The sequence below is a fragment of the Isoptericola sp. 178 genome (assembly GCF_030586525.1).
Lineage (GTDB): Bacteria > Actinomycetota > Actinomycetes > Actinomycetales > Cellulomonadaceae > Isoptericola > Isoptericola sediminis.
Genome location: NZ_JAUQYN010000001.1, coordinates 278,684 through 304,112, shown reverse-complemented (window position 1 = coordinate 304,112; position 25,429 = coordinate 278,684). Strand labels below are relative to the sequence as shown.

Genomic DNA, 25,429 nt, shown 5'->3' with positions numbered 1-25,429 from the left:
GGGGGGGGGGGGGGGCGGGGGGGCGCCCCCCCGGGGGGGGGGGCCCCCGGATTCCATGCCCACAGCAGTGCACGCCGCTGACGTGCTACGTTGCTCGTGATCCCACGGGAGCCCTGGCAAGGGCTGAGATCGGACTGTCGCCGTCCGGACCGTCGAACCTGACCGGGTCATGCCGGCGTAGGAAGCAGGAGCACACATGCAGAACGACGCACCGTCACGCGCGCTCGCCGTCGAGCGCGACCCCCAGTCCGGGATCGCCGTCCCGGTCACCGAGATCACCCTGGCCGACTCGCCCGACGGGTCGGCGAACCCCCCGGTGCGGGTCTACCGCACGGACGGCCCGGGCGGGGACCCGACCCGGGGCATCCCCGCGCTGCGCACGGCGTGGATCGTCGAGCGCGGCGACACCGAGGAGTACACCGGCCGTGACCGGGACCTCGCCGACGACGGCCGCGGCGCCACCCGCCGCGGGGCCGCCTCGGCCGAGTGGCAGGGGGCGCGCCGCCGGCCCCGCCGCAGCGCCACCGGCGCCCCGGTCACCCAGATGGCCTACGCGCGCCGTGGCGAGATCACCCCCGAGATGCGCTTCGTCGCGATCCGCGAAGGGGTCGACGTCGAGCTCGTGCGTTCGGAGGTGGCCGCCGGGCGGGCGATCATCCCGAACAACGTCAACCACCCCGAGTCCGAGCCGATGATCATCGGCAAGGCGTTCACCGTGAAGGTCAACGCCAACATCGGCAACTCCGCCGTGCACTCCTCGATCGCGGAGGAGGTGGAGAAGCTGCAGTGGGCCACGAAGTGGGGCGCCGACACGGTGATGGACCTGTCCACCGGCGACGACATCCACACGACCCGGGAGTGGCTGCTGCGCAACGCCCCGGTGCCCATCGGCACGGTGCCGATCTACCAGGCCCTGGAGAAGGTCGACGGCGACGCCTCGCGGCTGACCTGGGAGGTCTACCGCGACACCGTCGTCGAGCAGTGCGAGCAGGGTGTCGACTACATGACGGTGCACGCGGGCGTGCTGCTGCGGTACGTGCCGCTGACCGCGCAGCGGGTGACCGGCATCGTCTCCCGCGGCGGGTCGATCATGGCCGGCTGGTGCCTGGCCCACCATCAGGAGAACTTCCTGTACACGCGGTTCGACGAGCTGTGCGAGATCTTCGCGGCGTACGACGTCGCGTTCTCCCTCGGCGACGGGCTGCGGCCCGGGTCGATCGCGGACGCGAACGACGCCGCCCAGTTCGCCGAGCTCGACACCCTGGCCGAGCTGACCAGGCGCGCGTGGGAGCACGACGTGCAGGTGATGGTCGAGGGGCCGGGGCACGTGCCGCTGCACCTCGTGCGCGAGAACGTCGAGCGGCAGCAGGAGCTGTGCGACGGCGCCCCGTTCTACACGCTCGGCCCCCTGGTCACCGACATCGCGCCGGGCTACGACCACATCACCTCGGCCATCGGCGCGACGGAGATCGCGCGCTACGGCACGGCGATGCTCTGCTACGTCACGCCCAAGGAGCACCTCGGCCTGCCGAACCGGGACGACGTGCGCACCGGCGTGGTCACCTACAAGATCGCCGCGCACGCCGCCGACGTCGCCAAGGGGCACCCCGGCGCGACGGCGCGTGACGACGCCCTGAGCAAGGCGCGGTTCGAGTTCCGCTGGCGGGACCAGTTCAACCTGTCGCTCGACCCCGAGCTGGCCGAGTCCTACCACGACGAGACGCTGCCGGCCGAGGCCGCCAAGACGGCGCACTTCTGCTCCATGTGCGGCCCGAAGTTCTGCTCGATGCGGATCTCGCAGGACATCCGCGACGAGTTCGGCGACGCCGCCGCGCAGCAGGAGCGGGTCGCGGCCGCCGAGGCGGGGATGGCCGCGAAGTCGGCCGAGTTCCGGGCGGCCGGGGGAGAGGTCTACCTGCCGACGCCGGTGATGCCGCCGCGCTAGCCGGCGGCGGGGGCGCTAGCCGACGGGTGCCGGACCGGTCGTCGTGCCGGGCACGAGCCCGACCGGCAGGGAGACCGACGTCGGCTCCTCCCCGGCGAGGAGGCCGATCGCGGCCTGGCCGAGCCGGGTGCCCTTCTCGCGCAGCGGCTGGTGGACGCTGGTCAGCACGTCGGGGGACAGCCACGGCAGGTCGAGGCCGTCGAACCCGGCGACGGAGACGTCCTCGGGGATGCGCAGGCCGAGCTCGCGGGCCGCGATGACGGCACCCGCGGCCAGCAGGTCGGAGTGGGCGACGATCGCGGTCGGCCGCTCCGAGGCCGGCACCCAGGTGCCGAGGATCTCGGTGGCCGCGTCCCGCCCGTGCTCCACCAGGGAGGCCGGCGTCTCCCAGGTGATGACGGGTTCGACGACGTCCCGGATCCCGGCCATGCGGTGCACGGTCGGGGTCCGGTCGGCCCGGCCGATCCGGTCGGCGTCGACCGGACCCGAGCGTTCCCCGCGCCCGAACGGCAGGGAGATCTCGGCGATCCGCGTGTGTCCCAGCTCGACCAGGTGGCGCACCGCTTCGGCGGCGCCGGCCCGGTCCTCGAGCGCGACGAGGGGAGCCCCCTCGACGGCTCGTCCCTCCCCGACGACGACGGGCACGTCGCGGCGTTGCAGGGCGGCCAGGGTCGGGTCCTTGGTCAGCACGCCCCACACGAGCACGGCGACGTCCATCGCCGCGGTCTCGATCAACGGGTCGACGGCGTCCTCGCCCCCGTCGACGCCGGGGATGAGCAGGACGCCGAGCTTCTCGGTGCCGAGGGCGTCGACCAGGCCGTCGAGCACCTGCACCGCCACCGGGTCGCGGAACGCGCGGCGCGGGTGGTCGCCGATGACGACGCCGATGATGCCGGACCGCCCGCGGCGCAGCTGGCGGCCCAGGGGGTTCGGGCCGGTGTAGCCGAGGTCGGTGGCCGCGGCGAAGACCTTGTCCCGGGTCTCCGGGGTGATCGGCCCCGACCCGGAGAAGGCGAGGGAGGCGGTGGAGACGGAGACGCCGGCGCGTTCGGCGACGCGGGCGAGCGTCGGTCTGTTGCTCGGTGTGCGGCGGCCCATGCCTCTCCTCCTGCGGCCCGACGAGTGGCGCCAGCCTACCCGTGAGCGCATGTCGAATCGATTTGACCGCGCCGGTGCCATCGGGGATCGTCGAGAGGTGAGCACCTCCGTCCCCACCGGTGTCGCCCCGCGCCCGCTCCGTGCCGCCGTCGTGGCGGTCTACGGGGTCTTCGTGGCCGCCGGGTTCGGTATGGCCACCTGGGCCTCGCGCATCCCCGCCGTCCGGGACGGGCTCGACTTCTCCGAGGCCCAGATGGGCGTGCTGCTGCTCACGGCCTCGCTCGGGTCGATCTGCGCCCTGCCGCTGTCCGGGATGATCACCTCGCGGCTCGGCGCCGCGCGGACCGTCCTGGGCTTCGCGGTGCTGTCGGCCGTCGGCTTCACCCTCGCCACCCTCGCCATCGACGCGGGGCTGCCCTGGCTGGTCCGGGTCGGACTGTTCGTCGCCGGCACGGGCATGGGCGTGTGGGACGCCGCGATGAACCTCGAGGGCGCCGTCGTCGAGCAACGCCTCGGCAAGGCGATCATGCCCCGGTTCCACGCCGCCTTCTCCTTCGGCACGGTGGCCGGCGCGGGCGCCGGGGCGCTCGCGGCCTGGGCGCGGGTCCCCCTCACCGCGCACCTGGTCACCGTCGTCGTGCTGCAGGCCGTCGCCGTGGCGCTGTGCGTGCGTGCCTTCCTGCCGGCCCGTGACCCCGGGGCCGACGGGACGGACCCCGGCGGCCTGGACGCCGCGGCCGACCCCGCCACCGCCGTCGAGCCGACCCGCGGACACTCCGTCCGGGACACCCTCGCGACCTGGCGCGAGCCGCGCACCCTGCTCATCGGGCTCGTCGTGCTCGCGGCCGCCCTCACCGAGGGTGCCGCCAACGACTGGGTCAGCCTGGCGACCGTCGACGGGTTCGACACGGGCGGGGGCGTCGGGGCGCTGGCGCTGGCGGTGTTCCTCGTCGCCATGACCGTCACCCGGCTGGTGGGCACCCAGATCATCGACCGCTTCGGACGCGTGGCGGTGCTGCGCGGCGGCGGTCTCGCGGCGCTGGCCGGGGTCTCGCTCTTCGCCCTGCTGCCGTCCCTGCCGCTCGCGCTCGCCGGCGTGTTCCTGTGGGGCGTCGGCACCGGGCTCGGGTTCCCGATGGGCATGTCCGCGGCGGCCGACGAGCCCTCGCGGGCGGCGCTGCGCGTCTCCGTGGTCGCGACGATCGGCTACGCCGCCTTCTTCGTCGGCCCCGCGCTCATCGGCTTCCTCGCCCACTACACGGGCTACCGGCTCGCGCTGCTGGTGCTGGCGGTGCCGGTCGTGGTCGGCCTGTTCGCGGCCGGTGCGGCACGACCCCCCGAGCGCGCGTCTACGCTGGACCCGTGAGCCAGACCGCCGCGCGCCCTGGCGGCGCGAACCCCACCGCCCTCGGCCCGGACGCCGCCCCCAACCTGTCCGACCTCACGACGCTGCGCGTCGGCGGGCCCGTGGACCGGTACGTCGAGGTCACCAGCGAGGCCGAGCTCATCGACGCGGTCCGGACGGCCGACGAGGCCGAGGCGCCGCTGCTCGTCGTCGGCGGGGGGTCCAACCTGCTCGTCTCGGACGAGGGGTTCGACGGTGTCGTCGTGCGGGACGTCCGCCAGGGGCTGGACGCGGACCTGTCGGCCTCCTGCGACGTCGACGAGGGTGCGTGCGGGGGAGCGACGCTGACCCTCCCGGCCGGGCACGACTGGGACACCTTCGTCGCCCAGGCCGTCGCCAACGAGTGGGTGGGCGTCGAGGCTCTGTCCGGGATCCCCGGGACCCTGGGCGCCGCACCCGTGCAGAACATCGGCGCCTACGGCCAGGAGGTCTCCGGGGTCGTGGCGGCGGTGCGGGTCTGGGACCGCGCCGCGGGGGAGCGGCGCACCCTGACCCTCAGCGAGCTGGGCTTCGGCTACCGCACGAGCCTGCTCAAGCGCACCATGCGGGGCGAGCGCGCCCCGGGCGAGGACCTCTGGTACCCGACGCCGCGGTACGTCGTCCTCGACGTCCGGCTGCAGATGCGCCTCGGATCGCTCTCGGCCCCGATCGGGTACGCCGAGCTGGCGAAGCGGCTGGGCGTCGAGGTCGGGCAGCGCGCGCCGTCGACCGCGGTGCGCGAGGCGGTCCTCGAGCTGCGCGCCGGCAAGGGCATGCTGCTCGACGGCGTGGGCGGCGCCCCGACGCCGGACCACGACCGCTGGTCGGCCGGGTCGTTCTTCACCAACCCGATCGTGCCCGCGTCGGCGGCCGAGGACCTCCCCGCCGACGCCCCGCGCTTCCCCGTGCGCACCGTGACGCCCGGCACGGCCGCCGACGAGATCGACCCGCGCTGGGTCAAGACCTCGGCGGCGTGGCTGATCGAGCACGCCGGGTTCACCAAGGGCTTCGGGCTGGCCGGCGAGCACTCCCCGGCGCGGCTGTCGACGCGGCACACGCTGGCGCTGACCAACCGTGGGGGCGCGACGGCGCAGGACGTCGTGTCCCTCGCCCGCGCCGTGCGTGACGGCGTGCGCGACGAGTTCGGGATCGAGCTGGAGCCGGAACCGGTCCTGGTCGGCCTCGCCCTCTGACCTCCTGCGGACGCGGGGGTCAGTGCACGACGACGGTCGTGCCCCGCGGGACGCCCCACGCGTCCCACAGCCAGTTCATCGCCGAGTTCGACACCCGGATGCACCCGTGCGAGGCCGGCCACGGCGGGATCGAGGGTGAACCGTGCACGGCGATGCCCCCGGTGAAGTACTTCGGCCGGTACATCGCCCCGAGCTCGAGCGTGGACTCGTGCAGGTAGTCGCGCTCCATGTAGACGGCGTACGTGCCGGTGGGGGTGCGCGCCCGGTACGAGCGCCCCTTCGCCTCGAACGTCTCCCCGTTGCCGGACGAGGCGTTGAACGTGCGCACCACCTTGCCGTCCTGCACGGCCAGCAGCAGCTGGCGGTCCAGGTCGATCTCGACGACCTTGCCCGCGGAGGACACCGGGGCCGGGCGGACACCGTCGGCGAGCGCCGCCCGCGTCCGCGGGCCGACCACGGCGTCGCGTGACAGTCCGCCGGCCTTCTGCAGCGCCCAGACTGCCTGCTGGGTCTGCAGGCCGAACTCCCCGTCGACGGCCGGGAGGAAGTACCCGAGCTCGACGAGGCGCTCCTGCAGGTCGCGCACGGCGGGGCCGCTGGAGCCGACCTCCAGGTACTGCGGCTCCGGCGCGGGCGGTTCCTCGGTCTCCCGGGTCTCCTCGACCGCGGGTTCCTTCTTCTTCTTCTTCTCCTTCGGCGTCCCCTGCTGCTCGTCCTGCTCCGCGTCCGGCACCTCCTGCTCCGGCGTGGCGGAGGGAGCGGGTGCGGACGGTGCCGGGCTCGTCGGGGGCGGCGGGGCGGAGGGCGTCGGGTCCGGCGGCGGCGTCGGGAGGGCCGCCTCCTGCGCGGACCCGGCCGGCCGCTGCGACGGTCCGGGGTCGATCGGCGACGGCAGCACCCCGGCCGACGGGGAGGAGGCCGGCTGCGGGTCCGCCGCCGTGAGCTCGGACAGCGTCGCGCACCCGGGCAGGAGCAGCATCACGGCGACCGCCGTCGCCACGGCGCCCCGGCGACGTCGCACCGCGTGCGTCGAGACCATGCCGCCACCTCTCCCGGTCCGGCGGCCGGTGGTGGGGGACCGGCCGTGGACTCCTACCGTGCACCGTCCGGTGCGGGGCGGCGAGCCGACGCGACCGACCGGCACCCGATCGACACCGTCCCGTGACCTGCGGACGGGCGTCTCAGGTGGTCAGCCAGTCGTCCACGCCGTCCAGCAGACGCTTCTTGGTGCCCTCCGTCGCGCGGGAGGCCCGGATCGAGGACCGGGCGAGCTCGGCCAGCTCGGGGTCGGAGAACCCGTGCACGGTGCGGGCGGTCTCGTACTGGTCCAGCAGGCGGGATCCGAACAGCAGCGGGTCGTCGGCGCCGAGCGCCACCTGCGCTCCCGCGTCCACGAGCTGGCGCAGGGGTACGTCCTCGTCGTGCTCGTACACGCCGAGGGACACGTTGGACGCCGGGCAGACCTCCAGGGCCACCCCCGACTCCACGAGCGAGCCCAGGAGCGCCGGGTCCTCGATGGACCGCACGCCGTGCCCGAGACGGTCCGGTGCCAGGGCCCCCACGACCTCGCGCACGTGCGCCGGACCGAGCAGCTCGCCGCCGTGCGGCACCGAGGCGAGCCCCGCGCGCCGGGCGATGGCGAACGCCCGGGCGAAGTCGCCGGTGTCGCCGCGGCGCTCGTCGTTGCTCAGCCCGAAGCCGACCACCTCCCCGGGGCCCTCGCCGGCGTACCGGGCGGCGAGCCGCGCGAGGGTCCGGGCGTCCAGCGGGTGCTTCATCCGGGAGGTCGCCACGACGACGGCGACCTCCAGCCCGTGCCGGGCGCTCGCGGCCCTGGCCTCGTCCAGGACGATCTCCACCGCCGGGGTGATGCCGCCCACGAAGGGCGCGTAGGAGGTCGGGTCGACCTGCAGCTCCAGGCGTCCGGAACCCTCCGCGGCGTCGTCGGCGGCGGCCTCGTCGACGAGACGGCGCATGTCGGCCTCGGACCGCACGCAGTGGCGGGCGGCGTCGTACAGGCGCTGGAACCGGAACCATCCGCGTTCCGTCGCCGGGACACGCAGCGCGACCCCGTCGGTCAGCGCCGACGGCAGCCGGACGCCGTAGGCGGCCGAGAGGTCGCGCAGGGAGGACACCCGCAGCGATCCGGTGAAGTGCAGGTGCAGGTGGGCCTTGGGGAGGTCTGCCAGGTCACGCACCCTGCACAGTGTGGCACCCCTCAGCCGAGCCAGCCGCGCTGCCGTGCCACGGTGACGGCCGCCGTGCGGTCGTCGACCCCCAGCTTGGCGAAGGCCCGCAGCAGGTGCGTCTTGACGGTCGCCTCGGCGATGAACAGCTCGCGGCCGATCGCGGCGTTCGACGCCCCGCGCTCCACGAGCCGCAGCACCTCGGCCTCGCGGGGGGTCGGCCGCTCCCCGGCGATGCGCACGGAGGACACCAGCCGGGTCGCCACCGACGGCGCCAGGACGGTCTCCCCGCGTGCGGCGGCTCGTACGCCGGCGACCAGCTCGGCGCGGGTGGCGTCCTTGAGGAGGTAGCCGGTCGCCCCGGCCTCGACGGCCCGCAGGATGTCGCCGTCGGTGTCGTAGGTGGTGAGCACCACGACCCGAGGGCGCCCGGGCCCCGGCCCCGCGATCTGCGCGGTGGCGCCGACGCCGTCGAGCACCGGCATCCTGAGGTCCATCAGGACGACGTCGGGGGACAGGTCCCGGGCGAGCGCGACGGCCCGCTCGCCGTCGGCGGCCTCTCCGACCACCTCGAGGCCCGGCACCCCGGCCAGCATGCCGAGGATCCCCGAGCGCACCACCGGGTGGTCGTCGGCGACGACCACCCGGACCCCGGTCACGCCGTACTCCCGGGGAGCCGGACCAGCACGCGCGCCCCGCCGGCGGCGCCGGTCCCGAGCTCGAGGCTCCCGCCCGCGGCGGCCGCACGCTCGCGCATGCCGGCCAGCCCGAACCCCTCGACGACCGGCTCCGGCAGCCCGCGGCCGTCGTCGCAGACCTCGAGCTCGACGCCGTCCGCACGGCGGGACAGCCGGAGGGTCACGGCGGTCGCCCCCGCGTGCCGACGCACGTTCGCGAGCGCCTCCTGGGCGGCCCGCAGCAGCACGACGTCCGCCGTGGGGCTCGCTCCCGCACCGCCGTCGGACCGGTCGCCGACGTCGACGCGTGCGGCCGTGCCCGTCTCCGCCACGAACCGGTCGGCCACACGTCGCAGCGCCTCGTCCAGGGAACCCTCCTGCAGCGGGGCGGGGGAGAAGGCCGCCACCAGCCCACGCGCCTCGGCGAGGTTGTCGCGCGCGGTGGTCTCCACGACGGTGAGCCGCCGGTGCGCCGCGGCCACCTCGCCCCGGTCGAGCGCGGCTGCGGCGGCCTGTGCCTGCGTCACGACGCTGATGAACCCCTGGGCGAGCGTGTCGTGGATCTCGCGGGCCACGCGTTCCCGTTCCGCGGTGACACCCGCGGCGTGATGGGTGCGCGCGAGCTCGTCCTGCGTCGCCCGCAGCGTGCGCAGGAGGCGGGCGCGCTCCTCGGAGCGCCGCATCCACGTCGCGGTCCACAGCCCCAGCGCGAGGGCGAAGCCGAGGGCGATCGCCATCTGCGGTGCCGTGGAGCGCAGGCTCCCCGCCGAGAACCCGTCCACGGAGGCGAGGGCGGCGGTCGCCGCCACCGTCAGCACCGCGGAGGCGAGGACCGCCTCGCGGCGGGTCTGGAGGAACAACCAGAGCTGGGCGAACGCCCCGAGGAGCAGGAACGTCGCCAGACCGCCCTGGGACACGGCCACCGTGGTGGCGACGATCAGCACCACGACGTAGGCGACGGACCGGCCCCGGTCGCCCGAGCGGGCGGCCGGCGCCCCGAGGGCCGCGTAGGCGACGAGAACGACCGCCATGGCGGCGTAGGCCACCCACAGCTGACGTCCCGACTGGCCGCCGAGCGGCAGCGCGACGGCGGTCAGGACGACGAGCGCGACGAAGACGGCGTCCCACCAGACCACCTGGCGTTCCCAGTCGTCGACCTCCTCCGGGGGTGCGACCCGCGCGCCCTCGAGGGACCGGCCGGACGCCGGGTCAGCCGTCGTCACGGCGTCGCCACCGGAACGTGCGCACCGCGACCGCCACCGACAGGACCAGCCATGCGCTCAGTACAGCAGCGACCGTCCCGACCTGCCAGCTTCCTCCGGTCTCCCACGCGGCTGCGGCGTCCGGTAGGAAGACCGCCCGCATGCCCTGTGCCAGCCACTTGAGGGGGAACACCGACGCGAGCGCCTGGATCCAGCCCGGCAGGGCGAAGAACGGCAGGAAGACCCCCGAGACGAGCTGCAGCACGACCGCGACCGGTATCACCACGGTGCTCGCGGACCGGCCCGACCGCGGCAGGGACGCGAAGGCGACGCCGCACGCGGCACCGGTCGCCGCCCCCAGCACGTAGACCACCGCGAACGTCGCCCAGCGCGAGACCTCGGACGGCATCGCCACGTCGTGGACGACGGCTGCCACGCCCAGCAGCAGGGTGGTCTGGAGGGTCGACGTCACCAGGGTCAGCACCACCTTGCCGCCGAGGTACGACGCCGCGGGGAGAGGGGTTCCGCGGAGCCGGCGCAACGTTCCGTCGTCACGCTCGACGGCGATCGACGTCGCCAGCGCCTGGAAGCTCGTCAGCATGATCCCGGTGGCGATCATCCCGGGCAGGAAGTACTGCGCGTAGTCGACCGCGACGCCTCTGTCGCCCTGCTCCGTCCCCTCGAACACCGTGCAGAAGACGGCGAGCATCGCCACGGGGTAGGCGAAGACGAAGACCACGGCGTCGCGCTCTCGCCAGAACTGGCGGAGCTCGACGGCGCCGCGGACCAGCGCCAGCCGTGCGGTCCCGGGCAGGGGCGGCACCGGTTGCTTGCCGACGGTCCGTCCGGTCGTGGTCATCGGACGTCCTCCGGCCCGACGAGCGCCAGGTAGACGTCCTCGAGGCCGGGACGCGTGACGCACAGGTCCGGGATCTCCCCGCCGTGACCGACGGCCGCGGCGAGCCGGGACACGAGGGCGGTCGGGGCGGGTGTCCGGCGCCCGTGCTCGACGCCATCGACCGTCCACCCCACCACGGGGGTCCTGGCGTCCTGGCCGCCCAGCGTGTCCGGAGTCCCCTCCGCGAGGACCCGCCCGCCGAGCATCACGACGACCCGGTCGGCCAGGGCGGCGGCCTCGTGCAGGTCGTGGGTGGTCAGCAGGATCGTGGTCCCGGCGGCACGCAGCCGCCTGCACAGATCCCGGAAGTCGTGTCGTGCCCGGAGGTCCCACCCCGTGGTCGGCTCGTCGAGGAACAGCAGCTCGGGCCGTCCCACGATCCCGCGGGCGACGTCGAGCCGCCGCCGTTGCCCGCCGGACAGGCGCCGCACCCTGACGTCGGCCTGCTGACGGAGGCCCACGGCGTCGATCACCCCGACGGGGTCGACCGGGTCGGGGTAGCAGCGTGCGGTGTCCCGTACGGCCTCCGAGACCGTCACCTCGGCCCGGTCGTCCGAGTCCTGCCCGACCACGCCGAGCCGCGACCGCCATCGGCGTCCGGCCGTCGCGGGGTCCTCGCCGAGCACCCGGACCGTCCCGGAGTCGGGGGTGCGGAACCCTTCGAGGATCTCGATCGTCGTGGTCTTGCCCGAACCGTTGGGGCCGAGCAGGGCGACGAGCTCGCCCCGGTCGACGTGCAGGTCGACCCCGGCCAGGGCCTGTCGCGTGCCGTACCGTTTGCGCAGACCGGTGGCGAGGACGGCGGGGCCGGCCGAGGGCTCCGACGCCCGGCGGGCGCTGGTCGAGGATGCGGTGCTCGTCATCCGTCCAGGCTGCTGGCGGACGTCCCGGCGCGGGACGACCGGTCGGCGGACCGGTGCGTCCACCGATCGGTGGACGGGCGTGGTTCGACCCAGCCTCTCGCGTCGCGTACAGTAGTCCCTCGGTGGTTGACGATCACCATGCTGGATCGCGCCCTCGCGGGTACCGACCGGGCGTCGTCGAGCACGAAGGGTAGTGGCGCAATTGGTAGCGCAGCGGTCTCCAAAACCGCAGGTTGCAGGTTCGAGTCCTGTCTACCCTGCCAGCGTGATCCCCCGCGGGGCCGCGCAGCGGGGCCACGCGCACGCGTGACCCGGAACGCCAGGAGTCTGTGCCGTGGGTGCGTCGTCGGCAGGCGGCGTGGCTGCGGTGTGATCGCGAAACGGGGTAGGTCGAAGTGAGCGAGTTGCCGGCTGAGGCCAGCAGGACCCACGACGCCGGTTCGGGCAAGGAGCGTCGCAACGTCTTCGCCCGGATCGCTCTTTTCGTCCGCCAGGTGGTCGGTGAGCTCCGGAAGGTCGTCACCCCGACCCGTTCGGAGCTGATCAACTACACCATCGTCGTCATCGTGTTCGTCACGATCGCGATGCTGTTCGTGACCGCGCTCGACTACGTCCTCGGTCTCGGAGCCTTCTGGCTCTTCGGGGACGGCTGAGCCGGTCCCACCCGGCCCCGGACCGCACCACCCCATCCGAAGCCAGAAAGCAGGTTCGTTCGTGTCCCAGGATCCTCTGGAGCAGACGGAGAACGTCGACCCCACCCAGCCCGACGCCGACGGCGCCGAGGCTGACCTCGACGTGCCCGCGGACGCGGACACCACCGAGCCGGCCGAGGACGGCGCGACCGAGACGTCGGAGCCCGAGGAGGGCACGGACGACGCGAGCGCCGACGAGGTCGAGGACCCGGCCGAGGAGCTGCGCCGCACGCTGCGCGGGCAGCTCGGCGACTGGTACGTCATCCACTCGTACGCCGGTTACGAGAACCGTGTGAAGGTGAATCTGGAGAACCGCACCCAGAGCCTGAACATGGAGGACTACATCTTCCAGGTCGAGGTCCCCATGGAGGACGTGACCGAGATCAAGAACGGGCAGAAGAAGTCCGTCCGTCGCGTGCGGATCCCCGGGTACGTCCTGGTGCGGATGGACCTCACCGACGAGTCGTGGGGCGCCGTGCGCCACACGCCCGGCGTGACCGGCTTCGTGGGCCACACCCACCAGCCCGTCCCGCTGTCCATCGACGAGGTCTTCGGGATGCTCGCCCCCACGATGCTCGAGGAGGCGCCGGCGAAGCCCGCCGCGGCCGCCGCGAAGAGCGGTGGGGCGGCCGCCCAGCCCGCCATCGAGGTCGACTTCGAGGTCGGCGAGTCGGTCACCGTCACGGACGGCCCGTTCGACACGCTGCCCGCGACGATCTCCGAGATCAACGCCGAGGCCCAGAAGCTCAAGGTCCTCGTCTCCATCTTCGGCCGGGAGACCCCGGTCGAGCTGTCGTTCAACCAGGTCGCCAAGCTCTGACCGACGCACCGGTCCTCCGGTGCGCCGTCCGAGCGGCAACCCCTGCAACCGGGTCATCGCCCACGGCGTCGGCCCACGATCAGAAAGTAGATGCACCATGCCTCCCAAGAAGAAGGTCGCCGGCCTCATCAAGCTCCAGATCCAGGCCGGGGCCGCGAACCCGGCCCCGCCGATCGGCCCCGCGCTGGGTCAGCACGGCGTGAACATCATGGAGTTCTGCAAGGCCTACAACGCGGCGACCGAGTCGCAGCGCGGCAACGTCGTGCCGGTGGAGATCACGGTCTACGAGGACCGCTCCTTCACCTTCATCACGAAGACGCCGCCCGCCGCGGAGCTCATCAAGAAGGCCGCCGGCGTGGCCAAGGGTTCGTCGACCCCGCACAGCGCCAAGGTCGCCCAGCTCACGCAGGACCAGGTCCGCGAGATCGCCGAGACCAAGATGCCGGACATCAACGCGAACGACATCGAGGCCGCGAAGAAGATCATCGCCGGCACCGCCCGCTCCATGGGCATCACCGTCGCGGAGTGACGGTGTCGCTCGGCGGCCGCACGAGCCGCCGAGCGACGCACCGTCCGGCCCCCTGCGGGGCCGGACGGACGACGAAGACCCGACGACCGCCGTCGGGCACGTGGGAGGGTCCGCGCCGACCCGACGACCACGACTGCAGCAAGGAGAACGCAGATGGCACAGCGCAGCAAGGCGTACCGCGCCGCCGCGGCGAAGATCGACCGCGACAACCTGTACACGCCGCTCGAGGCCGTGAAGCTCGCCAAGGAGACCGCCTCGAAGAACGCGGACGCGACCGTCGAGGTCGTCCTGCGGCTGGGTGTCGACCCCCGCAAGGCGGACCAGCTGGTCCGCGGCACCGTGAACCTGCCGCACGGGACCGGTAAGACCGCCCGCGTGATCGTGTTCGCGAACGCGGCCAAGGCCGAGGAGGCCGTTGCGGCCGGCGCCGACGAGGTCGGCGGCGACGAGCTCATCGCCAAGGTCGCCGGTGGCTACACCGACTTCGACGCGGCCGTCGCGACCCCCGACCTCATGGGCAAGGTCGGTCGTCTCGGCAAGGTCCTGGGCCCGCGTGGTCTCATGCCGAACCCCAAGACCGGCACCGTGACCATGGACGTCACCAAGGCCGTGTCCGACATCAAGGGCGGCAAGATCGAGTTCCGCGTCGACAAGCACGCGAACCTGCACTTCATCATCGGCAAGGCCTCCTTCGACGACACCGCGCTCGTGGAGAACTACAGCGCCGCGCTGGACGAGATCCTGCGTCTGAAGCCGTCGGCCTCGAAGGGCCGCTACATCTCCAAGGCGACGCTGTCGACGACGTTCGGTCCGGGCATCCCGCTCGACCCGTCCAAGACGACGAAGCTCACCGAGGCCTGATCCTCGGTCACCGTCCGAAGGGCCCGGCATCCTCCTCGTGAGGGTGCCGGGCCCTTCGTCGTGCAGGGCGGACTTTTCTCCGACCGGGATGTATCACCAGGCTCGACGCCACCTCCCTGCTGATGACGAACGCCGAGCGGGGGTGAAATCGGATGGGTCACGACACCGGCGACCGCGGGCGGCAGGAGGCCGCCCTAGGCTCGTGGTGTCCGCCGGAGCCGGACAGCACCACGCCTACACCGCGAGGAGACATGACGCGTCCTGCCGAGACCTCCAGCCTGGGGGACCGCGCCGCCGAGGCGCTGGTCGAGTACCGCGAGGGCCGGTCCGACGCCCTGACCGACTTCGTCCGTGAGGCGACGCCGATCCTCTGGCGCACCGTCCGCTCGCAGGGCGTGCCCCGGGAGACCGCCGACGACGTGGTGCAGCAGACGTGGGCGGCGCTCGTGCGTCACGCGGACTCGATCAGCGAGCCGCAGGCGACGCTGAAGTGGCTCCTCGTCACCGCGCGCCGTGCCGCGTGGGAGTCGGTGCGCAAGCACCGGACCGACGACATGCGTCGCACGGGACTGCCCGACGACGACGCCGAGACCACGACGACGCTGCCGGACGCCGCGCCGGGTCCGGAGGCGGAGCTGCTGCGCAACGAGCGTGACCGGACCCTGTGGGACGCGCTGCGTGAGCTGCCGGCACGGTGCCAGGAGCTGCTGCGCCTCGTGTCGCTCGCCGACCGCCCCGACTACAAGGCCATCTCCGCCGCGATCGGGATGCCGGTCGGGAGCATCGGCGCCACCCGGGGGCGGTGCCTGGCCAAGCTGCGCACCGTCCTGACCGAACGAGGGGAGACCTCATGGACATGACCGAGTTCGACGACGTGCCGGGTGCCGACGCACCGCTGGACGCGTCCGACGCCGCCCTGCTCGCGCGTGTCGCGGAGCTGGACGACCGCCTCGACCCCGTCCCGGACGGGCTGGCCGAGCGGGCTCTCTTCGCCATGACGCTGGCCGGGCTCGAGACCGAGGTCATGGAGCTGCAGGTCGTCGAGGCCCCCGTCGGCTCGGTCCGCAGCGAGGCGCCGGTGGAGACCCGCACGATCACCTTCACGCACGAACGCCTCACGGTGATGATCGCGCTCTCCGTCGGTTCGGCTGCCGGGACCGTGCGTGTCGACGGCTGGATGGCCCCGGCCGAGGTCCTGCAGGTCGAGCTGCGCCGGCCCGACGGCACCCGCGCCACGCTGTCCGACGCGGACGGCCGGTTCGTCCTCGACGACGTCCCGCGCGGGCCTGCGAGCCTCCTCGTCCACCAGGGCGAGACGCCGGTGACGACACCGGTGATCGAGCTCTGACCTGCATCCAGCTCCCGGCGCGCACCGACGCGCGCCGCCGTCCTTGGAGGACACCGTGACGGAGACCCCTGGTCCCACCGCACCCGTCGACCCGCCGATCAGGTACCTCGACCCGAGCACCGTCCGCCGCCGACCGGGGCGTGGCGGTGTGGAGTCGACCTGGTACGTCGCCGACCGGCTGATCGTGCACGGCGAGGTCCCGCCGGAGATGTGGGCCCGGAGCCGCCGGATCCCCGATCCCGGGGCGCCCGGCATCACCCTGTACGAGGTCGAGCCGGCGGAGTCTCCCGCCACCCGTGTCGAGGCCGAGTCCCGTCGTCAGGGGTGCCGGATCCGTCTCGGCGTCCGCGAGGGCGCCGACGAGACCGTGCAGAGCCTCTACCTGCTCACCGAGAGGCCGGACGTCCAGCCGGACGCCTGGGAGCTGCGGGAGGCGGACCTCGACGACGAGTCCACGGCGTGGCGGCTCAGCCTCGACCACGTCATGACCACCCAGCCGTTCACCTCCCATCCCTTCACGTCGCACCCGTTCACGTCGCACCCGTTCACCTCCCACCCGTTCACGTCGCACCCGTTCACCTCCCATCCCTTCACGTCGCACCCGTTCACGTCGCACCCCTTCACCTCCCATCCCTTCACGTCGCACCCGTTCAGCGGCATGGCCGAGTACGCCGTGCCGGGCCGGGGCGGCCGCACGCCGGTCGCCTGGCAGGGGGGACGCCCCGCCCGGACGCCGCACGACGACGAGCGCCGGATGCCCGACGGCACCCCTCGGCCGGTGGTGGCCGTCGTCGACACCGGCCTGGGGAGCCACCCCTGGTTCGGCACCTACAGCCTCCAGCCGGGCGGGAGCACCGGGAACGGGGTCGTCCTGCGCGACGTGCTCCATCCCGACGGTCGACCGATCGGCACCTATCCGGTGCCCGGCCAGGGGCAGGACGACGCCGAGATCGGGGGCACGTCCGCGGCGCCCCTGACGGGGCCCCTCGACCCGGTCGCGGGGCACGGCACCTTCATCGCCGGGATCGTCCACCAGATCTGTCCCGACGCGCGGATCCTGCCGGTCCGGGCCGTCGGCGGGACGGGCGTGGGCATCGAGTCCGAGGTCATCGAGTCCCTGGAGCGGCTCGTGGCCTACCAGCGTGCGGCGCTCGAGGGCGACGGCGAGCCCGTCGACGTCGTCGTGATCTCCATGGGCTACTACCACGAGCGTCCCGAGGACCTCGAGATCGACCATCCGCTCCGTCGCGTCCTCGACGCCCTCGGAGAGTCGGGTGCTGCCGTCGTGGCCGCCTCGGGCAACGACGGGTCGACCCGTCCCGAGTACCCCGCGGCGTTCGCGCCTGCCGGGGACCGGCGCGCCCAGCCGCCCGTCACCGTCCCGGAGGAGCGTGAGCGGCGGAGCACCCCGTTGCCGGCGGTGCTGGCCGTCGGCGCGCTCAACCCGGACGGGACCACCGCCCTCTTCAGCAACGACGGCGAGTGGGTGACCCACATGCGACCCGGGGCGGCGGTCGTCAGCACCGTTCCGACGACCCTCGACGGACCGCTGACCCCGTCCGTCCGGCTCAAGGAGCGGCTCGGCGACGGGCACCGGGCCACCATCGACCCCGAGGGTTTCGACGGCGGGTTCGCCTCCTGGAGCGGCACCTCGTTCGCCGCGCCGGTGGTCGCGGCCGAGATCGCGCAGCATCTGCTCGACGCCCGATCGGGTGCCGGAGGTCGCCGGGGGCGTGCCGGGAGACGACTGGACGACCGGGCCCGTCGACGCGAAGATGTATGGGGGGCGATCGCGCAGGTCACGGGCGGGCCTGCCGGCGCACGTTAGGCGGTCCGCCCTCGAACCAGGGGATGTGGACGTGGACGGCGAGCTGGCATCGATCCGGAGCGAGGTCGAGGCCGCGCGCGAGCAGGCGCGCAGCCGCCGCCGCTTCGTCCGGGCGGCCCGTCAGTACCGGGCGGCGCTGCAGCGGCTCGACGGGCTCGGGGCGGCGAGGGCCGGGGCGGACGACGTCCGCGCGGTCCGGGCGCGCGCCCTGATCGGACTCGCGTCGTGCGAGACGGAGCGGGGTACCGAACCGTCCCGGACGCTGGCGCTCCTGGACGAGGCGCAGCGCTGCGCGTCGCAGGGGGGCGACACCGCGATGGTGGCGACGGTGCGCGGCAACCGGGGTCTCCTGCTCCTGCGCACCGGCGACGTCGTGGCGGCCCGCCGTGAGTTCGACGCCGCCGTCGCCGGCCTCGACGACCCGCGCGAGCTGGTGCCCGTGCTGCTCAACCGGGGCACGCTCCACCTCGAGACCGGCGCGTTGGACGAGGCGGTCGCCGACCTCGAGCGCTGCCGGGACCTCGCCACGAACGCCGCCGAGGCCGTGTTCCGTCCGATGGCCGAGCACAACCTGGGCTACGCCCGGTACCTGCGCGGTGACCTGCCCGCCGCACTGCGCTCGATGGACGACGCGGCACAGGTGGCTCCGCCCGAGCACGCGGGCGTCGGTCTCATGGACAAGGCGGTCGTGCTCTTCGAGGCGGGGCTCCTCACCGACGCGGAGGACACGCTGCGGCGCGCCGTCGACCTCCTCACCGTGGACGGTGCCTCCCGGGACCTGCTCGACGCCCTGCTCGCGCGGTCGCGCTGCCTCGTGGGCCTCGGAAGGCACGACGAGGCGCTCGAGCTGGCCCGCGATGCGCGGGGGAGAGCACGCCGGGCCGGGCACCAGGTGCTCGAGATCGTGGCCGCCGTGGCAGTGCTCGAGGCGCGGCACGGGCTGCTGCTGGAGTCAGGGGAGCACCGGGACCTCGATCGGCTGGCGGCCGACGCGGTCGAGCTCCACGACGCCGCGTGCCGGGTCCCCGGGACGGAGCGTGCGCGGGTCGACGTGGCGCTGATCGCGGCCGACGTGCTGGTCCGTACCGGGCGGCCCGCCGAGGCGGACGCGTGGCTGGCACGACTGCCCCGTGCTGCGGAGCTGCCCCTCGGCACACGCGTCAGCGTCGAGGTCGTGCGGGCCCGGGAGGCGTTCGGCGCGGGCGACCGCCGCGCCGGTCTGGCCGCCGTGCGACGTGGCCAGCGGCTGCTCGCCAGCCAGCGGCTCCGGCTCGGGGCGGTGGAGGCCGTCACGGCGGCGGCCGCGCACGGTGTGCGGCTGCAGGCCGTGGACGTCGAGGCGGCCCTGCGCACCGGGCGTGCGGACGCCGTCTTCGACGCGGTGGAACGGGGCCGGGCGACCTTCGCGGGTGCCGGCCGGGTGCGCCCGTCGGCCGACGAGGAGACCGCGGCCCTCGTCGTCGAGGCACGCCGGCTCCTGGAGAGGGCCCGGGTCGTCGGTGCCGACGACACGGACGAGGAGGCCGGACTGCTGCGGGACGCCCGACGCCTGCAGGACCGTGCCCGCCACCGCGCGTGGCACGCGAGCGGCGACGCCGAGGTGCCGCTCCCGACGACGGTGCGCCGGTTGCGGGGCGCCCTGCGCGACGCCGGGTCCGAGGGGGCCGTCGTCGACCTGGCGCTGTACCGCGGCCGGGTGCTCGCGGCCCGGGTGGACGCGAGCGGGACGTCGCTCCACGACGTCGTCGACGTCGACGAGGTACGCGAGCGGTGCCGGCGGGTCCAGGCGGACCAGCGGATCCTCGCGAACCGGCTGATCCCGGAGCCCTTGCGGGAGGCGGCTCTCGGCTCGCTCGCGACGGATCTCGACTGGCTCGACCGCACGCTGCTCGGAGAGCTCGACCTGGCGGGTCGGCCGCTGTACGTGGCGGCGCGGGACCGCCTGGCCTCGCTGCCCTGGGGTGCCCTGCCGTCGCGCCGGGGGGCGGCCACGCTCGTCAACTCGTGGGTGGCGCCGGCACGGCAGGGGCGGCGGTCCGGCCCCGCGCTGGTCGTGGCCGGCCCGGACCTGGCGGACGCCGACCGGGAGGCGTGGGCGGTGGCGGACGTGTGGCACGACGCCACGGTGCTGGTGGGTGCGGAGGCGACGTGCGACGCCGTCCGCGCGGGGATGGCGGACGCCTCGATCGTGCACCTCGCCACCCACGGTACGCACGAGCAGGACAACCCGGTCTTCTCGAGCGTCCGGCTCGCCGACGGCCCGCTGTTCGCCCACGAGCTGGACGGCACCGACCTCGGCGGGATGGTCGTGGTGCTCTCGTCCTGCGACGTCGGCGTCGGCAGCACCCACGTCGGGGGAGAGCCGCTCGGCCTGACGAGCGTCCTGCTGCGGCTCGGGGCGCGGGCCGTCATCGCCTCGGTCGCCCCGTTGCGGGACGACGTGGCTCGTCGGGTCATGCCGGTGCTGCACCGCGAGCTGTGCGGCGGTGCGTCACCCGCGACGGCTCTCGCCACGGCGGTGGCCGGCGAGGAGGAGCCGATCCCCCTCGTCTGCTTCGGCCCGCTCGACGTGGGCTGACCCCCCGCCCGGCCCGCGGGGGGCGTCCCGACCGGGTCCGGCCGGTGCGGCGGGGTGTGACCAGCGCCTCGTCGGGGACGGACGACGCCTCGTGGCGCGTCGTGTAGAGTGCTCGGGTAACCCAAGACCGCCGGTCGTCCCAGGCTGCCCGGAGCTCGCTCCGAGACGCCGAAGACCGAAGTCCCGCCAACGTGCGGAGGCCTGCGCAGGTGACACGACGACGATCTCCCGGTTCCGGCCGTGAGCATCCGAGCCCCGTGCGCCTGCGCCGGGGCTCTTTCTCGTTTCCGGGGTGACCGGTGGCTCCACCACCGGAAGGATTGCCATGGCGAGGCCGGACAAGGCAGCCGCTGTCGCAGCGATCGCGAACAGGCTTCGCGACTCCAACGCGGCCGTGCTGACCGAGTACCGCGGGCTCTCCGTCGCCCAGCTCCAGGAGCTGCGTCGGTCGCTCAGCGGCAACGCAACCTACGCCGTGGTGAAGAACACGCTGACCAGCATCGCGGCCAAGGAAGCCGGTGTCGAGGGTCTCGACGCCGACCTCCAGGGTCCCTCCGCGATCGCGTTCGTGACCGGTGACCCGGTCGAGGCCGCGAAGGGTCTGCGTGACTTCGCCAAGGCGAACCCCGCACTGGTCATCAAGGGCGGTGTCCTCGAGGGGAACGCCCTGACCGCTGCGGAGATCACGAAGCTCGCGGACCTCGAGTCCCGCGAGGTTCTGCTGGCCAAGGCGGCCGGCGCGATGAAGGCGAAGATCAGCCAGGCTGCCTACGCCTTCAACGCCAAGCCGACCCAGGTCGCCCGAGTCATCGATGCCCTGCGTCAGAAGCAGGAATCGGCGGGCGCTGCCGCCTGATCAGGCGGACGCGCTGGAACATAACCCCTGCTTCTGGTGGGCCGACCGGCCCGCGAAGCGCTGAATGAAAGGAACGCCATCATGGCGAAGCTCAGCACCGAAGAGCTCCTGTCCGTCTTCGAGGAGCTGACCCTCATCGAGCTCTCCGAGTTCGTGAAGGCCTTCGAGGAGAAGTTCGACGTCACCGCTGCCGCTCCGGCCGCCGCGGTCGTGGCCGGCGCCCCCGCCGGTGGCGACGAGGGCCCCGCCGAGGAGGAGCAGTCCGAGTTCGACGTCATCCTCGAGGGTGCCGGCGACAAGAAGATCCAGGTCATCAAGGAGGTGCGCGCGCTCACGTCCCTCGGCCTGAAGGAGGCCAAGGACCTGGTCGACGGCGTGCCGAAGCCGGTTCTGGAGGGTGTCGACAAGGACGCCGCCGAGAAGGCCAAGGAGCAGCTCGAGGGCGCCGGCGCCACCGTCTCCCTCAAGTGAGGCTCGCGGCATGAGCCGCACCCACCGATGATCCGGTCCGCCGGACGTCGCACGAAGGCCCGTACCCCCCGGGGGTGCGGGCCTTCGTCGTGCACGGGGTGGGCCGGCGGTGCCACCCCGGTGTGACGCACGGCTCGTCCGAGGGGTCTGGCGACTTCGTGCCCGGCGGAGTAACGTGATGAGGCACCGTTTCTTGGGCGGCATATGGCGGCCACCGAGACAACGTCCTCAGAACCGACGGAACCCGAGGACGTCCTGCTCGCGTGCCGGCGCGGGGTGGACAAGTCCGAAGGTTTCGGCTACGCTAGCGCTTTGCGCTCGCCTGTGCCCAGACGTTCCCCCCGCCGATGACACCCCGCCTCCCGAATCACCTGTCGTGACCCCTGGGACGGTCTCCTCGCCCGCGGTTCGGACGTCCGCGGCACGACTGAGCGTACAGCGTGCCATCGAACTGCAGGGAAGGACCCCTCTTGGCTGCCTCGCGCACCCCTTCTGCTCCGTCCGCCGACGCTATCGCGAACCGTACCGCCTCCCGCCGACTTTCGTTCGGCCGGATCCACGAGCCCCTTCAGGCGCCGGACCTGCTCGGCCTCCAGCTCGACAGCTTCGACTGGCTGCTGGGCAACGAGTCCTGGCGAGCTCGGGTCGAGGCCGCGATCGAGGCCGGACGCCACGACGTCCCTGGTACCTCCGGTCTGGAGGAGATCTTCGAGGAGATCTCCCCGATCGAGGACTTCGGTCAGTCGATGTCCCTGTCCTTCGCCAACCACCGCTTCGAGCCGCCGAAGTACACGGTGGAGGAGTGCAAGGAGAAGGACTTCACCTACTCGGCGCCGCTGTTCGTGACGGCCGAGTTCGTCAACTACACGACGGGTGAGATCAAGAGCCAGACGGTGTTCATGGGTGACTTCCCGCTCATGACCGACCGCGGCACCTTCGTCATCAACGGCACCGAGCGTGTCGTGGTGTCGCAGCTCGTCCGCTCGCCGGGCGTCTACTTCGAGCGCACGCCGGACAAGACCAGCGACAAGGACGTCTTCTCCGCGAAGATCATCCCGTCGCGCGGTGCCTGGCTCGAGTTCGAGATCGACAAGCGCGACGCCGTCGGCGTGCGCGTCGACCGCAAGCGCAAGCAGCCCGTGACCGTGCTGCTCAAGGCGCTCGGGATGACCGAGTCCGAGATCCGCGAGGAGTTCGGCGACTTCCCGACGATCCTCGACACCCTGGAGAAGGACCACGTCCACACCCAGGACGAGGCCCTGGTGGACCTGTACCGCAAGATCCGTCCGGGTGAGCCGCCGACGGTCGAGGCCGGTCGTGCGCTGGTCGAGAACTTCTACTTCAACCCGAAGCGCTACGACCTCGCGAAGGTCGGCCGGTACAAGCTGAACAAGAAGGTCGGCGTCACGGCCGAGCTGGACGAGAGCACGCTGTCCCTGGCCGACGTCGTCGCGACCATCAAGTACCTCGCCGCGCTGCACGCCGACAAGACCTCGATCCCGGGCACGCGGGACGGGCAGCCGCACGACGTGCGCGTCGAGACCGACGACATCGACCACTTCGGCAACCGCCGCATCCGCGCGGTCGGCGAGCTCATCCAGAACCAGGTCCGCACGGGCCTGTCCCGCATGGAGCGCGTGGTCCGCGAGCGGATGACGACCCAGGACGTCGAGGCGATCACGCCGCAGACCCTGATCAACATCCGTCCCGTCGTGGCCTCGATCCGCGAGTTCTTCGGCACCTCCCAGCTGTCGCAGTTCATGGACCAGAACAACCCCCTCGCCGGTCTGACGCACAAGCGGCGTCTGTCGGCGCTGGGTCCGGGCGGTCTGTCCCGTGACCGCGCCGGCATGGAGGTCCGCGACGTCCACCCGTCGCACTACGGCCGCATGTGCCCGATCGAGACGCCGGAAGGCCCGAACATCGGTCTGATCGGCTCGCTGGCCTCGTTCGGCCGGATCAACGCCTTCGGCTTCATCGAGACGCCGTACCGCAAGGTCCTGGCCGGCAAGGTCACCGACGAGGTCGTCTACCTCACCGCGGACGACGAGGACAGCTACGTCATCGCCCAGGCGAACACGACGCTGAACGAGGACGGCTCCTTCGCGTTCGACCGCGTCCTGGTCCGCACCAAGGGCGGCGAGACCGACGACGTCCCGGCGTCCGAGGTCGACTACATGGACGTCTCGCCGCGGCAGATGGTCTCGGTCGCCACCGCGCTCATCCCGTTCCTCGAGCACGACGACGCCAACCGTGCGCTCATGGGCGCCAACATGCAGCGTCAGGCCGTGCCGCTCGTGCGCTCCGAGGCGCCGCTGGTCGGCACCGGCATGGAGCGTCGCGCCGCGATCGACGCCGGCGACGTCATCGTCGCGACCAAGCCCGGTGTCGTCACCCAGGTGTCGGCGGACCTCATCACGGTCGAGAACGACGACGCGACGACGACCACCTACCGGGTGGCCAAGTTCCGCCGCTCGAACCAGGGCACGAACTACAACCAGCGCGTGCTGGTCGACGCCGGCCAGCGGGTCGAGGTCGGCTCCGTGCTGGCCGACGGCCCGGCCACCGACGAGGGCGACCTCGCGCTCGGCCGCAACCTGCTCGTGGCGTTCATGTCGTGGGAGGGCCACAACTACGAGGACGCGATCATCCTGTCGCAGCGCCTCGTGGAGGACGACGTGCTGTCCTCGATCCACATCGAGGAGCACGAGGTCGACGCCCGCGACACCAAGCTCGGGCCCGAGGAGATCACCCGGGACATCCCGAACGTCTCCGAGGACGTCCTGGCCGACCTCGACGAGCGCGGCATCATCCGCATCGGTGCCGAGGTCGGCGCCGGCGACGTGCTGGTCGGCAAGGTCACCCCCAAGGGCGAGACCGAGCTGACCCCCGAGGAGCGCCTGCTGCGCGCGATCTTCGGCGAGAAGGCGCGCGAGGTGCGCGACACCTCCCTGAAGGTGCCGCACGGCGAGTCCGGCACGGTCATCGGCGTGCGCGAGTTCAACCGGGAGGACGGCGACGAGCTGCCCGCCGGCGTGAACCAGCTCGTGCGGGTCTACATCGCCCAGCGCCGCAAGATCACCGTCGGTGACAAGCTCGCCGGCCGTCACGGCAACAAGGGCGTCATCGCGAAGATCCTGCCGCAGGAGGACATGCCGTTCCTGCCGGACGGCACCCCGGTGGACATCGTGCTGAACCCGCTCGGTGTGCCCGGCCGCATGAACGTCGGCCAGGTCCTCGAGACGCACCTCGGCTGGGTCGCCAGCCGTGGCTGGGACGTCGAGCTGGCCGAGGGCGACGACCTCGAGTGGCGCGACGAGCTGCCCGAGCACGCGCGCACCTCCGAGCCCGGCCGCCCGGTGGCGACGCCGGTGTTCGACGGTCTCGAGGAGCACGAGCTCCGCGGGCTGATCTCGACCACGCTGCCGAACCGCGACGGCGACCGCATGGTCGGCCTGGACGGCAAGGCGCCGCTGTTCGACGGTCGTTCCGGCGAGCCGTTCCCGGACCCGGTCGCGGTGGGCTACATGTACATCCTGAAGCTCCACCACCTGGTCGACGACAAGATCCACGCGCGCTCGACCGGCCCGTACTCGATGATCACCCAGCAGCCGCTCGGTGGTAAGGCGCAGTTCGGCGGTCAGCGCTTCGGCGAGATGGAGGTGTGGGCGCTCGAGGCGTACGGCGCCGCGTACACCCTCCAGGAGCTGCTCACGATCAAGTCCGACGACATCCCGGGCCGCGTCAAGGTCTACGAGGCGATCGTCAAGGGCGAGAACATCCCCGACTCGGGCATCCCGGAGTCCTTCAAGGTCCTCCTCAAGGAGATGCAGTCGCTCTGCCTGAACGTCGAGGTGCTGTCCAGCGACGGCTCCTCGATCGAGATGAAGGAGTCCGACGACGAGGTGTACCGCGCCGCGGAGGAGCTCGGCATCGACCTCTCCCGCCGCCCGAACTCGGCGACCACCGTCGACGAGATCTGATCCAGCGACCAGCTGAT

General features: G+C 73.0%; 21 protein-coding genes, 1 tRNA gene and 1 riboswitch. Of the genes, 15 read left to right on the top strand and 7 right to left on the bottom strand.

Translation table 11 applies throughout. The annotated features are described in order from the left end of the window. The first annotated feature begins 94 nt into the window (after window positions 1-94). Window positions 95-201: riboswitch (TPP riboswitch) on the top strand. Next, entirely contained in the window at window positions 197-1,945 is a 1,749-nt protein-coding gene (thiC, locus tag Q6349_RS01350) for a phosphomethylpyrimidine synthase ThiC (protein WP_304602532.1), read from the top strand. (Overlaps the previous riboswitch by 5 nt.) A 15-nt stretch (window positions 1,946-1,960) precedes the next feature. Here the strand turns inward: thiC and Q6349_RS01345 are convergent, their stop codons facing one another. Next, the gene (locus Q6349_RS01345; protein ID WP_304602531.1) at window positions 1,961-3,043 is read right to left on the bottom strand and encodes a LacI family DNA-binding transcriptional regulator; all 1,083 of its coding nucleotides are present in this window, start codon (window positions 3,041-3,043) and stop codon (window positions 1,961-1,963) included. A gap of 97 nt (window positions 3,044-3,140) precedes the next feature. On the opposite strand from Q6349_RS01345, the gene Q6349_RS01340 reads away from it, so the two are divergent. After that, window positions 3,141-4,409 (top strand): MFS transporter, encoded by a 1,269-nt coding sequence (locus Q6349_RS01340; RefSeq protein WP_304602530.1) that lies wholly within the window; start codon window positions 3,141-3,143, stop codon window positions 4,407-4,409. Further along, window positions 4,406-5,620 carry a UDP-N-acetylmuramate dehydrogenase gene (locus Q6349_RS01335; protein WP_370375351.1) on the top strand — a complete coding sequence of 405 codons (1,215 nt, stop codon included), beginning with the start codon at window positions 4,406-4,408 and terminating at the stop codon, window positions 5,618-5,620. Before Q6349_RS01340 ends, Q6349_RS01335 begins: the two co-directional genes overlap by 4 nt. 19 nt (window positions 5,621-5,639) lie before the next feature. Here Q6349_RS01335 and Q6349_RS01330 read toward each other — a convergent pair whose 3' ends face one another. From Q6349_RS01330 to Q6349_RS01305, 6 genes are all read right to left on the bottom strand, one after another. Further along, the gene (locus Q6349_RS01330) at window positions 5,640-6,659 is read right to left on the bottom strand and encodes a L,D-transpeptidase family protein (protein ID WP_304602529.1); all 1,020 of its coding nucleotides are present in this window, start codon (window positions 6,657-6,659) and stop codon (window positions 5,640-5,642) included. 142 nt (window positions 6,660-6,801) lie between these two features. Then, window positions 6,802-7,818, bottom strand: a complete 1,017-nt coding sequence (locus Q6349_RS01325; protein WP_171246427.1) for an adenosine deaminase — start codon at window positions 7,816-7,818, stop codon at window positions 6,802-6,804. A gap of 20 nt (window positions 7,819-7,838) precedes the next feature. Further along, the gene (locus tag Q6349_RS01320) at window positions 7,839-8,465 is read right to left on the bottom strand and encodes a response regulator transcription factor (RefSeq protein ID WP_304602528.1); all 627 of its coding nucleotides are present in this window, start codon (window positions 8,463-8,465) and stop codon (window positions 7,839-7,841) included. Next, window positions 8,462-9,706, bottom strand: a complete 1,245-nt coding sequence (locus Q6349_RS01315; RefSeq protein ID WP_304602527.1) for a sensor histidine kinase — start codon at window positions 9,704-9,706, stop codon at window positions 8,462-8,464. Before Q6349_RS01315 ends, Q6349_RS01320 begins: the two co-directional genes overlap by 4 nt. Further along, window positions 9,693-10,544, bottom strand: coding sequence for an ABC transporter permease (locus tag Q6349_RS01310; protein WP_304602526.1), 852 nt, complete (start codon window positions 10,542-10,544; stop codon window positions 9,693-9,695). The genes Q6349_RS01315 and Q6349_RS01310 overlap by 14 nt, the downstream gene beginning before the upstream one ends. After that, entirely contained in the window at window positions 10,541-11,446 is a 906-nt protein-coding gene (locus Q6349_RS01305) for an ABC transporter ATP-binding protein (protein ID WP_304602525.1), read from the bottom strand. Before Q6349_RS01305 ends, Q6349_RS01310 begins: the two co-directional genes overlap by 4 nt. Before the next feature lie 187 nt (window positions 11,447-11,633). On the opposite strand from Q6349_RS01305, the gene Q6349_RS01300 reads away from it, so the two are divergent. The 12 genes from Q6349_RS01300 (at window position 11,634) to rpoB (ending at window position 25,412) form a co-directional block, all read left to right on the top strand. Then, window positions 11,634-11,709 (top strand) — tRNA-Trp (locus Q6349_RS01300). A gap of 141 nt (window positions 11,710-11,850) precedes the next feature. Continuing rightward, window positions 11,851-12,099, top strand: a complete 249-nt coding sequence (secE, locus tag Q6349_RS01295) for a preprotein translocase subunit SecE (protein ID WP_216077399.1) — start codon at window positions 11,851-11,853, stop codon at window positions 12,097-12,099. A gap of 61 nt (window positions 12,100-12,160) precedes the next feature. Next, window positions 12,161-12,958, top strand: a complete 798-nt coding sequence (nusG, locus tag Q6349_RS01290; RefSeq protein WP_171246425.1) for a transcription termination/antitermination protein NusG — start codon at window positions 12,161-12,163, stop codon at window positions 12,956-12,958. Between the two features lie 97 nt (window positions 12,959-13,055). Further along, window positions 13,056-13,487, top strand: a complete 432-nt coding sequence (rplK, locus tag Q6349_RS01285) for a 50S ribosomal protein L11 (protein WP_304602523.1) — start codon at window positions 13,056-13,058, stop codon at window positions 13,485-13,487. 153 nt (window positions 13,488-13,640) lie between these two features. Beyond that, window positions 13,641-14,348 (top strand): 50S ribosomal protein L1, encoded by a 708-nt coding sequence (gene rplA, locus Q6349_RS01280; protein ID WP_171246423.1) that lies wholly within the window; start codon window positions 13,641-13,643, stop codon window positions 14,346-14,348. A gap of 251 nt (window positions 14,349-14,599) precedes the next feature. Next, the gene (locus Q6349_RS01275; protein WP_246246411.1) at window positions 14,600-15,208 is read left to right on the top strand and encodes an RNA polymerase sigma factor; all 609 of its coding nucleotides are present in this window, start codon (window positions 14,600-14,602) and stop codon (window positions 15,206-15,208) included. Then, window positions 15,199-15,696: a hypothetical protein gene (locus Q6349_RS01270; RefSeq protein ID WP_171246421.1), complete on the top strand. Its 498-nt coding sequence runs from the start codon at window positions 15,199-15,201 to the stop codon at window positions 15,694-15,696. The genes Q6349_RS01275 and Q6349_RS01270 overlap by 10 nt, the downstream gene beginning before the upstream one ends. A gap of 55 nt (window positions 15,697-15,751) precedes the next feature. Further along, window positions 15,752-17,524 carry a S8 family serine peptidase gene (locus Q6349_RS01265; RefSeq protein ID WP_304602522.1) on the top strand — a complete coding sequence of 591 codons (1,773 nt, stop codon included), beginning with the start codon at window positions 15,752-15,754 and terminating at the stop codon, window positions 17,522-17,524. 31 nt (window positions 17,525-17,555) lie between these two features. Next, window positions 17,556-20,102: a CHAT domain-containing protein gene (locus Q6349_RS01260; protein ID WP_304602521.1), complete on the top strand. Its 2,547-nt coding sequence runs from the start codon at window positions 17,556-17,558 to the stop codon at window positions 20,100-20,102. 325 nt (window positions 20,103-20,427) lie between these two features. Next, the gene (rplJ, locus tag Q6349_RS01255; protein WP_171246418.1) at window positions 20,428-20,958 is read left to right on the top strand and encodes a 50S ribosomal protein L10; all 531 of its coding nucleotides are present in this window, start codon (window positions 20,428-20,430) and stop codon (window positions 20,956-20,958) included. Between the two features lie 81 nt (window positions 20,959-21,039). Next, window positions 21,040-21,429, top strand: coding sequence for a 50S ribosomal protein L7/L12 (rplL, locus tag Q6349_RS01250; protein WP_171246417.1), 390 nt, complete (start codon window positions 21,040-21,042; stop codon window positions 21,427-21,429). A gap of 470 nt (window positions 21,430-21,899) precedes the next feature. Then, a complete protein-coding gene (gene rpoB / locus Q6349_RS01245; RefSeq protein ID WP_304602520.1) occupies window positions 21,900-25,412 on the top strand; it encodes a DNA-directed RNA polymerase subunit beta in 3,513 nt (1,170 codons plus the stop codon). Window positions 25,413-25,429: the final 17 nt, after the last annotated feature.